The organism is Friedmanniella luteola (genome assembly GCF_900105065.1).
Taxonomy (GTDB): Bacteria; Actinomycetota; Actinomycetes; order Propionibacteriales; family Propionibacteriaceae; genus Microlunatus; species Microlunatus luteolus.
This window is the reverse complement of the sequence record NZ_LT629749.1, coordinates 3,663,502-3,678,178: the sequence shown is the minus strand read 5'-3', so window position 1 is coordinate 3,678,178 and position 14,677 is coordinate 3,663,502. Positions and strand designations below refer to the sequence as shown.

Annotated in this window: 12 protein-coding genes; 11 read left to right on the top strand and 1 reads right to left on the bottom strand. The window is 75.8% G+C overall.

Going from position 1 to position 14,677, the window contains the following annotated elements; genetic code table 11:
• Positions 1 to 227: 227 nt before the first annotated feature.
• Complete coding sequence (gene coaA / locus BLT72_RS17260) at positions 228 to 1,178, bottom strand: type I pantothenate kinase (protein WP_091414390.1); 951 nt, start codon at positions 1,176 to 1,178, stop codon at positions 228 to 230.
• An 87-nt stretch (positions 1,179 to 1,265) separates the two neighbouring features.
• Between coaA and glmS the strand changes: the two genes are divergently transcribed.
• From glmS to BLT72_RS17205, 11 genes are all read left to right on the top strand, one after another.
• Complete coding sequence (glmS, locus tag BLT72_RS17255) at positions 1,266 to 3,110, top strand: glutamine--fructose-6-phosphate transaminase (isomerizing) (RefSeq protein WP_091414389.1); 1,845 nt, start codon at positions 1,266 to 1,268, stop codon at positions 3,108 to 3,110.
• A gap of 46 nt (positions 3,111 to 3,156) precedes the next feature.
• Entirely contained in the window at positions 3,157 to 3,507 is a 351-nt protein-coding gene (locus tag BLT72_RS17250) for a holo-ACP synthase (RefSeq protein WP_091414388.1), read from the top strand.
• Between the two features lie 94 nt (positions 3,508 to 3,601).
• Complete coding sequence (locus BLT72_RS17245; RefSeq protein WP_231930119.1) at positions 3,602 to 5,056, top strand: bifunctional ADP-dependent NAD(P)H-hydrate dehydratase/NAD(P)H-hydrate epimerase; 1,455 nt, start codon at positions 3,602 to 3,604, stop codon at positions 5,054 to 5,056.
• Complete coding sequence (alr, locus tag BLT72_RS17240) at positions 5,053 to 6,204, top strand: alanine racemase (protein WP_197677076.1); 1,152 nt, start codon at positions 5,053 to 5,055, stop codon at positions 6,202 to 6,204. The genes BLT72_RS17245 and alr overlap by 4 nt, the downstream gene beginning before the upstream one ends.
• Positions 6,204 to 7,325 carry an alpha/beta fold hydrolase gene (locus tag BLT72_RS17235; protein ID WP_091414387.1) on the top strand — a complete coding sequence of 374 codons (1,122 nt, stop codon included), beginning with the start codon at positions 6,204 to 6,206 and terminating at the stop codon, positions 7,323 to 7,325. The genes alr and BLT72_RS17235 overlap by 1 nt, the downstream gene beginning before the upstream one ends.
• A gap of 224 nt (positions 7,326 to 7,549) precedes the next feature.
• Positions 7,550 to 10,105 (top strand): DEAD/DEAH box helicase, encoded by a 2,556-nt coding sequence (locus tag BLT72_RS22805; RefSeq protein WP_197677075.1) that lies wholly within the window; start codon positions 7,550 to 7,552, stop codon positions 10,103 to 10,105.
• A 90-nt stretch (positions 10,106 to 10,195) separates the two neighbouring features.
• Complete coding sequence (gene tsaE, locus BLT72_RS17225; protein WP_231930117.1) at positions 10,196 to 11,143, top strand: tRNA (adenosine(37)-N6)-threonylcarbamoyltransferase complex ATPase subunit type 1 TsaE; 948 nt, start codon at positions 10,196 to 10,198, stop codon at positions 11,141 to 11,143.
• Positions 11,136 to 11,804, top strand: a complete 669-nt coding sequence (gene tsaB / locus BLT72_RS17220) for a tRNA (adenosine(37)-N6)-threonylcarbamoyltransferase complex dimerization subunit type 1 TsaB (RefSeq protein ID WP_091414386.1) — start codon at positions 11,136 to 11,138, stop codon at positions 11,802 to 11,804. Before tsaE ends, tsaB begins: the two co-directional genes overlap by 8 nt.
• Positions 11,801 to 12,388, top strand: a complete 588-nt coding sequence (locus BLT72_RS17215; protein WP_091414385.1) for a GNAT family N-acetyltransferase — start codon at positions 11,801 to 11,803, stop codon at positions 12,386 to 12,388. The genes tsaB and BLT72_RS17215 overlap by 4 nt, the downstream gene beginning before the upstream one ends.
• A complete protein-coding gene (gene tsaD, locus BLT72_RS17210; protein WP_091414384.1) occupies positions 12,385 to 13,425 on the top strand; it encodes a tRNA (adenosine(37)-N6)-threonylcarbamoyltransferase complex transferase subunit TsaD in 1,041 nt (346 codons plus the stop codon). Before BLT72_RS17215 ends, tsaD begins: the two co-directional genes overlap by 4 nt.
• A 61-nt stretch (positions 13,426 to 13,486) precedes the next feature.
• Positions 13,487 to 14,665 carry a class I SAM-dependent methyltransferase gene (locus BLT72_RS17205; RefSeq protein ID WP_091414383.1) on the top strand — a complete coding sequence of 393 codons (1,179 nt, stop codon included), beginning with the start codon at positions 13,487 to 13,489 and terminating at the stop codon, positions 14,663 to 14,665.
• Positions 14,666 to 14,677 lie beyond the last annotated feature (12 nt).

Sequence of the window (14,677 nt, the reverse complement as noted above, 5' to 3'; positions counted from 1 at the left end):
CCCTCCCCGCGGGCCGTCGACGGCCGGTCCGGGACGCCCCCAGAACGCGCGCAGGACGTCCCCCTGCGCCCCGGGCCCGGCCGTCGAGGTGCGCGGGCCCGCCCCGCGTCGTCGACCAGGTGCGCCGTTCCTCGGCCGCGGGTGAGCGGACCCGGTGACCAGGAGCGGCCGCGGCCGCCCCTGATACGCGGTCAGCGCCGGTGCGGGTGGCGCAGGCCGCGGCGGCCTCAGACCTTGCGGATCCGCACCCACTGCACGTGGTGGTCGGGGTCCTTGCGCAGGATGGCCGTCGCCCGGCCCCGCGTCGGGCGGATGTTCTGCACCAGGTTGGGCCCGTTGATGGTGTCCCAGACGTGCTCGGCCTGCCGCACGGCCTGCTCCACGCTCATCTCGCCGTACCGGGTGAAGTACGAGCGCGGGTCGCGGAAGGCCGTCTCGCGCAGGGACAGGAACCGCTGCACGTACCAGGAGCGGACGTCGTCGGGGTCGGCGTCGACGTAGACCGAGAAGTCGAAGAAGTCGCTGACCGCCAGCCCGGTGGTCCCGTCACCCCGGACCCGCGCGGGCTGCAGCACGTTCAGGCCCTCGATGATGACGATGTCGGGGCGGCGCACGACCACCTGCTCTCCGGGCACGATGTCGTAGACGAGGTGGCTGTAGACCGGGGCGGTGACCTCCTCCCGCCCCGACTTCACCTCCATCACGAAGCGGAGCAGGGCGCGGCGGTCGTAGGACTCCGGGAAGCCCTTGCGGTGCATCAGCCCGCGCCGCTCCAGCTCGGCGTTCGGCAGCAGGAACCCGTCGGTGGTGACCAGGCTGACCCGCGGGTGCTCCGGCCACGCTGCCAGCAGCTCCCGCAGCAGCCGGGCCGTCGTCGACTTGCCGACCGCCACCGAGCCGGCGATGCCGATGACGAACGGCGTCCGGTCCACCGACAACCCGAGGAACTCGTTGGAGGAGCGGTGCAGCTCGCCGGTGTGCAGCACGTAGCGGGTCAGCAGCCGGCTCAGCGGCAGGTAGACCTCGCGCACGTCGAGCAGGCTGGTGGGGTCACCGAGACCGCGGACCCGCTCGAGGGCCTCGGCGTCCAGCCCCATCGCCGTCGACTCGGCCAGCGCCGCCCAGTCGTCCCGGCTGCGCTCGACGTAGGGTCCCCACACCTGGGCGTCCACGGGCATGGGAGGGAATCTAGTGGCACGGCGCGCGGCCGCCCCGCCCGTGTCAAGACCGGCAGCGGCGGCGGCCCGGCCGGTAGGGTGCGGGCCATGTGTGGAATCGTCGGTTACGTGGGCCCGCAGCCCGCCGTGGAGGTCGTGGTGCACGGCCTCCGGCGCCTGGAGTACCGCGGTTACGACTCCGCGGGGGTGGCCGTCGTGGCCGAGGGGCGGCTGCGGATGGCCAAGAAGGCGGGCAAGCTCGCCAACCTGGAGAAGGAGCTGGCGGAGCACCCGATGCCCGCGGACGGGGTCGGGGTGGGGCACACCCGCTGGGCCACCCACGGTGCCCCCAACGACGTCAACGCCCACCCGCACCTGGACGGCGCCGAGCGCGTCGCGGTGGTGCACAACGGCATCATCGAGAACTACGTGTCGCTGCGGGCCGAGCTGGAGGCCGACGGCGTGGTGATGCGCTCCGAGACCGACACCGAGGTGGTGGGGCACCTGCTCGGCCGTGCCGTGGCCGCCGGGGCCCCGCTCGACGACGCCATGCGGGCCGTCTGCGCCCGGCTGGAGGGCACCTTCACCCTCGTGGCCGTGGACAGCCAGGACGAGACGGCCGTCGTGGCCGCCCGCCGCAACTCCCCGCTGGTGGTCGGGGTGGGGGAGGGCGAGAACTTCGTGGCCTCCGACGTCGCGGCGTTCATCGAGCACACCCGCGAGGCCGTCGAGCTGGGCCAGGACCAGGTCGTCCGGATCACCGCCGACACCGTCGAGGTGACCGGCTTCGACGGGCAGCCCGCCCCGGTGCGGCCCTTCCACGTCGACTGGGACCTGTCGGCCGCCGAGAAGGGCGGTTACGACTGGTTCATGCGCAAGGAGATCTACGAGCAGCCGCGCGCGGTGGCCGACACGCTGCTCGGCCGCTACGACGAGAACTCCCGGCTGGTGCTGGACGAGATACGGATCAGCGAGAACGAGCTGCGCAGCATCGACAAGATCGTGATCATCGCCTGCGGCACCGCCTTCTACGCCGGCATGGTGGCCAAGTACGCGATCGAGCACTGGACGCGGATCCCCTGCGAGGTGGAGCTGGCCAGCGAGTTCCGCTACCGCGACCCGATCGTCGGCCCGACGACGCTGGTGGTGGCGATCAGCCAGTCCGGGGAGACCGCCGACACGTTGATGGCCATCCGGCACGCCCAGGAGCAGAAGGCCCGGGTGCTCGCCGTCTGCAACACCAACGGCTCGACCATCCCGCGGGAGGCCGACGCCGTCATCTACACCCACGCCGGCCCGGAGATCGGCGTCGCCTCCACCAAGGGCTTCCTCACCCAGCTGGTGGCCTGCTACCTGCTCGGGCTCTACCTGGCCCAGGTGCGCGGCACGAAGTTCGGCGACGAGATCGCCGCCACCATGGCCGAGCTGCAGGCCATGCCGGCAGCCATCACCGAGGTGCTCGAGGCCATCGAGCCGGTGCTGGACCTGGCCGGGGAGTTCGCCGACGCGCCGTCGGTGCTGTTCCTCGGCCGCCACGTGGGGTACCCGGTGGCGCTCGAGGGGGCCCTCAAGCTCAAGGAGCTGGCCTACATCCACGCCGAGGGCTTCGCGGCGGGCGAGCTGAAGCACGGGCCGATCGCCCTCCTCGAGGAGGCGCTGCCGGTCTTCGCCGTGGTGCCGCCCAAGGGCCGCGACCAGCTGCATGCCAAGGTGCTGTCCAACCTGCAGGAGGTGCGGGCGCGGGGTGCCCGGACCATCGTGCTCGCCGAGCACGACGACACCGACGTCGTCCCCTACGCCGACGTGCTGATCCGGCTGCCCCGGGTGTCCACCCTGCTCCAGCCGCTGGTGGCGACCGTGCCGCTGCAGGTCTTCGCCTGCGAGCTGGCCACCCGCAAGGGCCACGACGTCGACCAGCCGCGCAACCTCGCCAAGTCGGTCACCGTCGAGTGAGCCCCGGGCGTCCGGGTGACCGGGGTGCGGGGCCGGCGGGCGCGGCATGATCGTGGGCGTGGGCATCGACGTGTGCGACGTGAGCCGCTTCGCGGCCGCCGTGGAACGACGTCCCGGGATGGTGCGGCGGCTGTTCACCCAGGCCGAGGCCGAGCGGCCCGTCGCCTCGCAGGCCGCCCGCTTCGCCGCGAAGGAGGCGCTGGCCAAGGCCCTCGGCGCGCCGTCGGGGATGTCCTGGCTGGACGCCGAGGTGGTCACCGACCCCAGCGGGCGCCCCTCCTTCCTGGTCACCGGGACGGTCGCGGCCCGCGCCGCCGAGCTGGGCATCGCCAGCATCCACGTCTCGCTCTCCCACGACGCGGGGATCGCCTCGGCGGTCGTCGTCTGCGAGGGCTGACCGTGATCGCCGGGGGGAGCGCGATGATCAGGAGCTCGACCATGATCAGGAGTGCGTCCATGATCAGGAGTGCGTCCATGATCGGCAGGCCGACGTGATCACGGCCGCGACCGCGGACACCGTGCGGGAGCTCGAGCGCCGGACCATGCTCGACGTCGGCGACGAGGTCCTGATGCAGCGGGCGGCCGCCGGGCTGGCTGCCGCCGTGGCGGCCGAGCTCCGGCGCTGCGCCGGGCGGCTCCACGGCACGGCCGTCACGGTCCTGGTGGGGCCGGGTGACAACGGGGGTGACGCCCTGTTCGCCGGGGCCCGGCTCGCGGCCCGCGGGGTGGCCGTGCGCGCCGTCGCCTGCCTGGGCAGGCCGCACGCCGCCGGCCTCGCCGCGCTCCTCGCGGCGGGGGGCCGTCTCGAGGACCTGCCCGACGACGGCCGGCTGCGCGGACCCGTGACCCTCGTCGTCGACGGCGTGCTCGGCATCGGGGGCCGGCCAGGGCTCCCCGAGGCCGTCGCCCGGCTGGCCGCCGCGGTGGACGACGCCGGGTGGCCGGTCGTCGCCGTCGACCTGCCCTCCGGGATCGACGCGGACACCGGCGCCGCGCCCGGCGCAGCCTTCCGCGCCGACCGCACGGTCACCTTCGGGGTGCACAAGCCCGGCCACCTGCTGGAGCCGGCGCGAGGTCGCTGCGGCGCCGTCGACCTGGTCGACATCGGCCTCCAGGTGACGTCCGACGAGGACGGCGGTTGGCTGCACGGGCTGGAGGAGGACGACCTGGCCCGCGCGTGGCCGTACCCGGGCCCGGCCAGCGACAAGTACGCGCGCGGGGTCGTCGGCCTCGACGCCGGCTCCGACGAGTACCCGGGGGCCGGGGTGCTGGCCACCTACGGCGCGGTGCACGCCGGTGCCGGCATGGTGCGCTTCCTCGGCGCCGACCGGCCCGCCGACCTGGTCCGCGGCCTGCTGCCCAACGTCGTCTTCTCCCCGGGCCGGGTGCAGGCCCACCTGCTCGGCTCCGGCTGGGGTGACCGGCCCGACGGCGCGGACGCGGTGGCGGCAGCTCTCGACACCGGCCTGCCGGCCGTCGTCGACGCCGACGGGCTGCGCTTCCTGCCCGACCACCTGCCCGCCGGCTGGCTGCTGACCCCGCACGCCGGCGAGCTCGCCCGCCTCCTCGACCGCGACCGCGGCTGGGTCACCGCCGACCCGCTCCGCGCCGTCCGGGAGGCGGCGGCCCGGACCGGCGCGACGGTGCTGCTGAAGGGCGCCAGCCAGCTGGTGGCGACGCCGGAGCACGGCTGGGTGGGCGTGGCCGTCCCGGGCCCGGCGTGGACCGCCCAGGCCGGCTCCGGCGACGTCCTCGGTGGCATCTGCGCCACCCTGCTGGCCGCGGGCCTGCCGGCCTGGCAGGCCGCTCTCCTCGGGGCCTCGGTCCAGGCCGTCACGGCCCGCCACCACCCCGGACCGCTGCCGCCGCACGCGCTCGCCGAGCGCTTGCCCGAGACGCTCGGCCGGCTCGAGGCCCGCTCCCGGGCGCTCGGGGCGACGCGGTGACCGCCCGCATCGACCCGCTGACCGCCAGCGCGGACGTGGACCTGGCCGCGGTCCGGGCCAACGTCGGGGCGATCGCCGCCCTGGTGGCCCCGGCCGCGGTGATGGTCGTGGTCAAGGCCGACGGCTACGGGCACGGGATGGTGCCGTGCGCGCGGGCGGCCCGGGCGGCCGGAGCGGCCTGGCTCGGGGTCGCCACGCCGGCGGAGGCCCTCGAGCTCCGGGAGTCGGGGGACACCGGCCCCGTGCTCGCCTGGCTGTACGGCGTGGACGAGGACCTGACCCCGCTGGTCGCCGCCGGCGTCGACGTCTCCGTCGCGACCGCCGAGCAGGTCAGCCGGCTGGTGGGCGCCGCCGCCACGGCCGAGCAGCCGGCCCGGGTGCACCTCAAGATCGACACGGGACTGTCCCGCAACGGCGCACCGGCGTCGGAGTGGGACGCGCTCTGCGCGGCGGCCGCGGAGGCCGAGGCGGCCGGGGCCCTGGAGGTGGTGGCCATCTGGTCGCACCTGGCCGCCGCCGACGAGCCCGGGCACCCCTCCGTCGACCTGCAGGTCGTGGCCTTCGACGACGCCTACGCCCGGGCCCGGGTCGCCGGGCTCGAGCCGGGCCTGCGGCACCTGGCCAACTCGGCCGCCGCCCTCGTGGTGCCCCGGGCCCGTTACGACCTGGTCCGGGTCGGCATCGCCAGCTACGGCGTCGACCCTGCTCCCGGCCTCGCCGCCCGGGCCGGCGTCACGCTGCGCCCGGCGATGACGCTGCGCGCCCAGCTGGCCCTGGTCAAGGACCTGGCGGCGGGCTCCGGGGTCTCCTACGGCTGGACCTGGGTCGCGGACCGCCCGGTGACCGTCGGCCTGGTGCCCCTGGGCTACGCCGACGGCGTCCCCCGGCACGCGAGCGACGTCGCCGAGGTGCAGGCGGGTGGTGGCCGTGCACCGGTGCGGGGGCGCGTGTGCATGGACCAGCTGGTGGTCGAGCTGCCCGGGCCGGCCGCGGTCGGCGACGAGGTCGTGCTGTTCGGGCCCGGGACCGGGGGCGAGCCCACCGCCGCCACGTGGGCCGCCTGGTGCGGGACCATCGGCTACGAGATCGTCACCCGGGTGGGGGAGCGGGTACCGCGCCGCTACTCCGGCCTCGAGCCCGGGCCCTGATGGCTCGGCCCGCCCTCCTCCCGCGGACCCGGGCCGGCGGAGCCGTGTCCCCGCCGCGGGAGGCGGGGGTCCTGGTCGCGGGCGTCGCCGCCCTGGCGGCCGGCGGGATCGCGGCGGGCCTGCAGCTCGAGCGCCGGCTCGTCACCCGCACCCTCGAGGAGCGGCAGGAGGGGGAGCGCGGTGAGCACGAGGCCGTGCCCTTCTTCTCGCTGCGGGCGCCGGGGCCCGTCGTGGTCACCCCCGACGGGGTCCGGCTCCACACGGAGGTGGACGAGCTGCCGGCCGGCCCGGGGCCGGCGGACCTCACGGTCGTCCTGGTGCACGGCTACGCCCTGAGCCTGGACTGCTGGCACTTCCAGCGGCTGCACCTGCGCGGCCGGTACCGGCTCGTGCTCTACGACCAGCGCTCGCACGGCCGGTCCGGCCGCTCCGATGTCGCGCACTGCCGGGTGCCGCAGCTGGCCGAGGACCTCGCGCAGGTGCTCGAGGAGGTGGCCGGCCCGGGACCGCTGGTGCTGGTCGGGCACTCGATGGGCGGCATGACGATCATGCACCTGGCCCAGGATCGGCCGGAGCTCTTCGGCGACCGGGTCCGCGGCGTCGCGCTGTTCTCGACGGCCGCCGGGGAGCTGGCCGACTACTCCCCGATCCGCGGGCTGCCCGGCCGGGTCTTCTCCCGCGCGGCGCCGCCCCTGCTGGCCGCGCTGAACCGGTTTCCCCAGCTGGTGGAGCGCGACCGCCGCGCGGGCTCCGACCTCAGCCACGTCGTCACCCGGCGGATGTCCTTCGGCTCCGACGTCCCCTCCCGCTACGTCGCGTTCATGTCCGACATGCTGGCCCAGACCTCCGTGGGGGTCGTCGCCGACTTCTACCCCGGGTTCGCGGAGCTCGACGAGTACGAGGCCTTCGCGGTGCTGAGCACCGTGGAGACGGCGGTCGTCGGCGGTGAGGACGACGTGATCACGCCGGTCACCCACACCGACGCGATCGTCGCCCTGCTGCCGGACGCCGACACCCGCCGGCTCGCCCGCTGCGGGCACATGGGAATTCTCGAGCACCACACCGTGTTCAACCAGGTGCTCGACGACCTCGTCGAGCGGGTCCACCGGCGCTACGGCTGAGGATCCGGCCTGGGAGGGCCGGAGAGCGTGGCGGGAGTCTGGTGGTCAGGGGCCTGCTGCCGAGATGGTAGTCTTGCCCTTCTGGCTGCTCCCAGCGGCCACGCCCATCGCGCGCTCCATGACGGAGCAGCGCACCGAGGCTCGTCTTCCCACCACATCTTGCGATGGTTCGGGCGTTGACGTGCCTGTACCAAGGTCCGCACCGCCGGACAGAAGTGAGATGCATGCCTGCCAAGAGCAACTCCGCGCCCAAGTCCCGGAAGGCGGACGGCACGGAGAAGAAGCGCTGGAGCTCGTCCGAGCGCAAGGAGCGCGGCCACGACCCGCGTCGCCGCGGTGGCCAGACCAGCGCCAGCGGGCGCCGGGACGACCGCGACGAGCGTCGCCCCTCCGCGGGTGACCGCAGCGGGCGTCCGGCCTCCACCACCGACCGGCCCGAGCGTCCGGCGTTCAACCGGGACCGGGTCGAGCGTCCGGCGTTCAACCGGGACCGGGTCGAGCGTCCGGCGTTCAACCGGGACCGGGTCGAGCGTCCGGCGTACGACCGCGACGACCGGCGCCCGTCGTCCGGGGACCGCAGGGACCGTCCGGCGTACAGCCGAGACGACCGGCGCCCGTCGTCCGGGGACCGGACTGAGCGTCCCGCGTACAACCGTGACGACCGGCGCCCGTCGTACGGGGATCGGACGGAACGTCCCGCGTACAACCGTGACGACCGGCGGCCCTCGTACGGGGACCGGGGTGAGCGTCCGGCGTACAGCCGTGACGACCGGCGGCCCTCGTCCGGGGACCGGGGTGAGCGTCCGGCGTACAACCGTGACGACCGGCGCCCGTCCTACGGGGACCGCGGCGAGCGTCCGGCGTACAACCGTGACGACCGGCGCCCGTCCTACGGGGACCGCGGCGAGCGTCCGGCGTACAGCCGTGACGACCGGCGCCCCTCGTCCGGGGACCGCGGCGAGCGTCCGGCGTACAACCGTGACGACCGGCGCCCGTCCTACGGGGACCGCGGCGAGCGTCCGGCGTACAACCGTGACGACCGGCGCCCGTCCTACGGGGACCGCGGCGAGCGTCCCGCGTACAACCGTGACGACCGGCGGCCCTCGTACGGGGACCGGACTGAGCGTCCGGCGTACAACCGTGACGACCGGCGGCCCTCGTCCGGGGACCGCGGCGAGCGTCCGGCCTACAACCGGGACCGGACCGAGCGCCCGGCCTCCGACCGGGACGACCGCCGTCCCTCGTACGGCGAGCGCAGCGAGCGCCCCGCCGACGACCGCACCGAGCGTCCGGCCCGCCGTGACGACCGGCCCCGCACCGCCGCGCACCGCGAGGACCGCGCACCCGTCGTGACCGCCCACGAGGCGCCCGACACCACCCCTCAGCCCGACATCCGTCCGCTCGACCAGAGCGACACCCCGCAGGAGCACCAGCACGTGACTGTCACCGAGCCCACCACCACCCAGCCGACCACCGGCGGCGACTTCGCCAGCCTCGGCCTCCCGCCCTCGCTGGTCAGCGCGCTGACCGCCGGCGGCATCACCGCCCCCTTCCCGATCCAGACCGCGACCATCCCGGACGCGCTGAAGGGTCGTGACGTCCTCGGCCGCGGCCAGACCGGCTCGGGCAAGACGCTCGCCTTCGGCCTGTCGATGCTCGCCCGGCTCGCTGGCGGCACCAGCAAGCACCCGCGCGGCCTCGTCCTCGTGCCGACCCGCGAGCTGGCCATGCAGGTCACCGACGTGCTGAACCCGCTGGCGCGGACCCTCGGGCTGTCGACCGTGCTGATCGCCGGCGGCATGTCGTACACCCCGCAGCTGCGGGCCTTCCAGCGCGGCGTCGACGTCGTCGTCGCCACCCCGGGCCGGCTCATCGACCTGATGGACCAGAACGCCGTCGACCTGACGCGCATCGAGACGATCGTGCTCGACGAGGCCGACCACATGGCCGACCTCGGCTTCATGCCGGCCGTCACCCAGATCCTCGACACCATCCCGGCCGGTGGCCAGCGGATGCTGTTCTCCGCCACGCTCGACGGGGCGATCGACCGGCTGGTCAAGCGCTACCTGAGCAACCCGGTCACCCACGAGGTCGACTCCGGCCAGGCCAGCGTCACCACCATGGCCCACCATCTCGTCTACGTGGCCCCGCACGACAAGGCCACCCTGACCGCCGAGATCGCCGGCCGCCCGGGCCGCACCGTCGTCTTCGTCCGCACCCAGCGGGGCGCGGACCGCGTCGCCGAGCAGCTGCGCGACGCCGGCGTCATGGCCGGGGCCCTGCACGGCGGCCTGACCCAGGGTGCCCGCACCCGGATCCTCTCCGTCTTCAAGGAGGGCGACCTGCCCGTCCTGGTCGCCACCGACGTCGCCGCCCGCGGCATCCACGTCGACGAGGTCGGTCTGGTCCTCCAGGTCGACCCGCCCGCCGGCCCGAAGGAGTACCTGCACCGCGCCGGCCGCACCGCGCGCGCCGGGGGCACCGGCGTCGTCGTCACGCTGGCGCTGCCGCACCAGCGTCGCGAGATGACGCGGCTCACCTCGCAGGCCGGCGTCAAGCCCGAGTCGCTCACCGGAGCTCCCGGGGACGCGGCCGTGGCCGACGTCACCGGCGCCGTCCGGCCGACCGGCGTGGCCGTCAGCTCCGCCGACTACGAGCGGCTGATCGCCCCGCCGCGCAGCAACCGCCGCCCGTCGGGCGACCGCGGTTCACGTGGCCCGCGCTCGCGCTCCGGTGGCCCCGAGGGCCGTCGCCCGCAGCGTCGCAGCTTCGACCGCTGACCCGGCGCCCACCCGGGCGCTCTGCTGCACCCGTGCCCCGGCTCGGACGTGAGAGATCACGTCGGGGCCGGGGCACTAGCATGTCCGCCGGTGAGCACCTCGGTATCTGATCTCGTGGTCTCGGTGGCGGAGCAGGACGATGCCACCGGGATGGTCGAGGTCATCCACGCCGCCTTCGGTGCCCGGCCGCCCCTCGACCCGCCGTCGACGGCGAGCGCGGAGACGGCCGACTCGCTCACCGCCACGCTGGCCCGTGGCACCGGCGTCTACGCCGAGGTCGGTGGACGCCCGGCCGGCGTGCTGCTGGTCGTCCCGACCGCTCCCGGCGTCGCCAGCTTCCAGCGGGTCTCGGTGCACCCCGACTTCCAGCGGCACGGCATCGCCTCCGCCCTGGTGCACGTCGCCGAGGAGCTGGCCGCGCGGGCGGGTCACCGCCGCGTCGAGCTGTTCGCCCGCTCCGAGTTCGGGCAGCTGATCACCTTCTGGGAGCACCGCGGCTACCGCGTCGACCGGCCCGCGCCCCACGGCGTCGTGCTGGCCAAGGACCTGCCCGTGGTCGTGGTGGTGCCCAGCGGGGCGGCCATGCAGGACCTGGGCGAGCGGCTGGCGTCCCTGCTGCGGCCCGGGGACCTGCTGATCGCCACCGGTGGTCTCGGCGCCGGCAAGACCACCCTGACCCAGGGCCTCGGCCGCGGTCTCGACACCAGCGGCCCCGTCATCTCCCCCACCTTCGTGCTGTCCCGGATCCACCCGCCGCGGGGCAGCGGCCCCGCCCTGGTGCACGTCGACGCGTACCGGCTGCAGAGCGCGGAGGAGCTCGACGACCTCGACCTCGACGCCACCCTCGCCGACGCCGTCACCGTCGTCGAGTGGGGCGCCGGGCTCGCCGAGGGGCTGGCGCCGGACCTTCTGGAGATCGAGATCGCCGTCCGGCCCGCCCCCGACGCCGACGACGACGTCCGGCTGGTCGCGCTGCACGGGGTGGGGCCCCGCTGGGCCGACGTCGACCTGCACGCGCTGCGGGGTCCCCGTGGCTGAGCCGCTGGTCCTGGCGCTCGACACCTCCACCACCGTCGCCGTCGGGCTCGCCCGGGGGGCGGAGGTCCTCGCGGTGGCCGGCGTCGCGGACCGCCGGGCCCACGTCGAGCAGCTCACCCCCCTGGTCCAGCGCTGCCTCGCCGACGCCGGCGTACGGGCGGGCGAGCTCGACCAGCTGGTCGTCGGCCTCGGACCCGGGCCGTTCACCGGGCTCCGGGTGGGCATCGTCACCGCCCAGGTGCTCGCCTCGGCGCTCCGCCGCCCGTGGCGCGGGGTGTGCAGCCTGGACGTCCTCGCCCGCCAGCACGTCCTCGAGCACCGCGACCGCGAGCAGGTGGGCCGGGCCTTCGTGGTCGCCACCGACGCCCGGCGTCGCGAGGTCTACTGGGCGCGCTACGACGCCGAGGGCGTGCGCGTGGACGGACCGCGGGTCAGCGCACCGGGCGAGGTCCCGAAGCTGCCCGTCGTCGGACCCGCCGCCGACGTCTACCCCGACGTCCTCGACGCCGTGATCGGACCCAGGACCCTCGACGCGGGCGTGCTGGCCGCGCACGGGCCCGACCTGCCCGACGCCGGCCGGGAGCCGCTCTACCTCCGCCGGCCCGACGCGGCGGAGCCCACCCGACGCAAGTCCGTGCTGGCGCCCCAGGGACCCCGGTGACCGGCGGCGCCGCCGCGGTCAGCATCACCCCGGCCCGCCGCGACGACCTGCCGGCCGTGCTGGCGCTGGAGCGCGTCGGCTTCCCCGAGCCGGAGCAGTGGAGCGAGCGCAGCTGGGCCGGTGAGCTGCTGGGGGAGGGCCGGACCGTGCTGCTGGCCCGCGCCGGGCAGGTCGTCGGGGTCGTCGCCTTCCGCACCACCGGCGAGCACGCCGACCTGCACCGGCTGGTCGTCGCCCCCGGCCACCGGCGCGAGGGGCTCGGCACCGCGCTCGTCCTGGCCGGGCTGGACGCCGTCCGCCACCTGGGCGCCCGCGCGGTCCTGCTCGAGGTGGACTACGACAACGAGCCGGCCATCGCGCTCTACCAGCACCTCGGGTTCGAGCAGCTGACTGCCCGCCGCGACTACTACGGCCCGGGCCAGGACGCGCTGATCCTCAAGCTCTACGACCTCGACACCTGGCCGGCGCGGTACGCCGCCCAGCTCGGGGAGGAGGCCGCGGAGCGGGCGCAGCAGGGCTCCCGGCCGGCTCCCGTCGTCCCGCCGCCACCAGCCGTCCCCGCCGACACCGAGGAGCAGCCGTGAGCGGACCCCTGATCCTGGGCCTGGAGTCCTCCTGCGACGAGACCGGCGTCGGACTCGTCCGCGGCCACCAGCTGCTGGCCAACGAGGTGGCCTCCAGCGTCGAGGAGCACGTCCGTTTCGGCGGGGTGGTGCCGGAGGTGGCCAGCCGGGCGCACCTGGAGGCCATGGTGCCGACCCTGGAGCGCGCCTGCGCGACGGCCGACGTCGACCTGGCCGAGATCGACGGCATCGCCGTGACCGCCGGCCCGGGCCTGATGGGAGCCCTCGTCGTCGGCCTGGCCAGTGCCAAGGCGCTGGCGCTCGCCCTGGACAAGCCGCTCTACGGCGTCAACCACCTGGCCGGCCACGTGGCGGTCGACCTGCTGGACCACGGCTCGCTGCCGCAGCCCTGCATCGCGCTGCTGGTCTCCGGAGGGCACACCTCGCTGCTCTGGGTGGAGGACATGGCCAGCTCCATCACCGAGCTCGGCTCCACCGTCGACGACGCCGCCGGGGAGGCCTACGACAAGGTCGCCCGGGTGCTCGGGCTGCCCTACCCGGGCGGGCCGGTCATCGACCGCGCCGCCACGGGCGACCCGCGGGCCATCGCCTTCCCCCGCGGGCTGACCGCGAGCAAGGACCAGGAGCGGCACCGCTTCAACTTCTCGTTCTCCGGCGTCAAGACCGCGGTCGCCCGCTGGGTGGAGACCCGGCAGCGTCACGGGGAGGACGTACCGCTCGCCGACGTCGCCGCCAGCTTCCAGGAGGCCGTCTGCGACGTGCTCAGCGCCAAGGCCGTCGACGCCTGCCTCGCCACGGACACCCCCGCCCTGCTCATCGGCGGCGGGGTCGCCGCCAACAGCCGGCTGCGGGCGCTCCTCGAGGAGCGCACCGCCGCGCACGGCATCGAGCTGCGCACGCCGCGGCCGGCGCTGTGCACCGACAACGGGGCGATGATCGCCGTGCTCGGCTCGGAGATCGTCACGGCCGGCGGCCGGCCCTCCGGGCTCGACATCGGCGCCGACTCCTCGCTCCCGGTCCAGACCATCCTGCTCTGAGGTCCGCGTCCCCACCGCCTCGGCCGACCGGCCGCGCGCCCGTCCGGGAGATGATGCGCGGGTGACCGCACCCGCGCTGCCCCCCGGGCTGACCGCCGAGGCGCTGGCCGACGCGGTGGCCGAGCCGGACCCCGACGGGCTGGCCGCCGCCACCCGGCTGCGGGCGGCGCACGGGTCCGCCGTCGGGGCCGCCGCCCTGCACCAGGCCTCGCTGCGCCGGCGGGCGCGGCAGAAGTTCGGCGATCGGGCGGCGACCCTGTTCTTCACCCGGGACGGCCTCGAGCAGGCGACGCGGCCGGCCGTCGCCGCCCACCACGCGGCCCGGCTGGTCGCCGCAGGCGCGGCCCGCGTGGTGGACCTGGGCTGCGGGATCGGGACCGACGCCCTCGCCTTCGCGGACGCGGGGCTGGAGGTCGTCGCCGTCGAGCGCGACCCCGGGACGGCCGCGGTCGCCGCGGCCAACCTGGGGGAGCGGGGGCAGGTGCTGTGCGCCGACGCCGAGGCGGTGGCGGCCGAGCTCCTGACGCCCGGCACCGCCGCCTTCTGCGACCCCGCCCGGCGCAGCGGCAGCGGTCGGCTCTGGCGGGTCACCGACTTCACCCCCTCGTGGGACCTCGTCACCACACTGCTCGCCGGCGACCGGGTGGCCGGGGTCAAGCTCGGACCCGCCCTGCCGCACACCCTGGTGCCGACGACGGCCGAGGCCGAGTGGGTGACCCACGACGGCGACACCGTCGAGGTCGGGCTCTGGGCCGGGCCCGGCGCCCGGCCGGACCTCGACGTGGCCACGCTGCTCCCGGGCGCCCGGCTCGAGGTGCCGCGCCCCGGGCCCGGCCGGCCGGCCGAGCCGCTGCCGGTCGGCCCGGTCGGGCGCTACCTGTTCGAGCCGGACGGGGCGGTGATCCGGGCGCGGGGGGTGGGCCCGCTGGGCCGCCGACTCGGCGCCCACCTGCTGAACCCCGAGATCGCCTACCTCAGCGGCGACACCGCCGAGGAGACCCCGTTCGCCACCGCCTTCGAGGTGCTCGACGTGCTGGGCGCCGGGGAGAAGACGCTGCGCCGCTGGGTCCGCGAGCACGAGGTCGGCACCCTCGAGATCAAGAAGCGCGGCGTCGACGTCGACCCGGCGGTGCTGCGGCGACGGCTCGCGCCGCGCGGCCCGGGACGGGCGACGCTGGTGCTCTCCCGGACGCCGTCCGGGGCCGTCGCCCTGGTCGTGCGCCGGCTCGGCCACGGCTGACGCCGGGCGGCC

What these genes read in the sequence shown, in the direction of transcription:
- BLT72_RS22805 (WP_197677075.1), top strand. Translation starts at nt 7,550, where the DNA reads ATGCCTGCCAAGAGCAACTCCGCGCCCAAGTCCCGGAAGGCGGACGGC.
- BLT72_RS17235 (WP_091414387.1), top strand. Translation starts at nt 6,204, where the DNA reads ATGGCTCGGCCCGCCCTCCTCCCGCGGACCCGGGCCGGCGGAGCCGTG.
- glmS (WP_091414389.1), top strand. Translation starts at nt 1,266, where the DNA reads ATGTGTGGAATCGTCGGTTACGTGGGCCCGCAGCCCGCCGTGGAGGTC.
- coaA (WP_091414390.1), bottom strand. Translation starts at nt 1,178, where the DNA reads ATGCCCGTGGACGCCCAGGTGTGGGGACCCTACGTCGAGCGCAGCCGG.
- BLT72_RS17250 (WP_091414388.1), top strand. Translation starts at nt 3,157, where the DNA reads ATGATCGTGGGCGTGGGCATCGACGTGTGCGACGTGAGCCGCTTCGCG.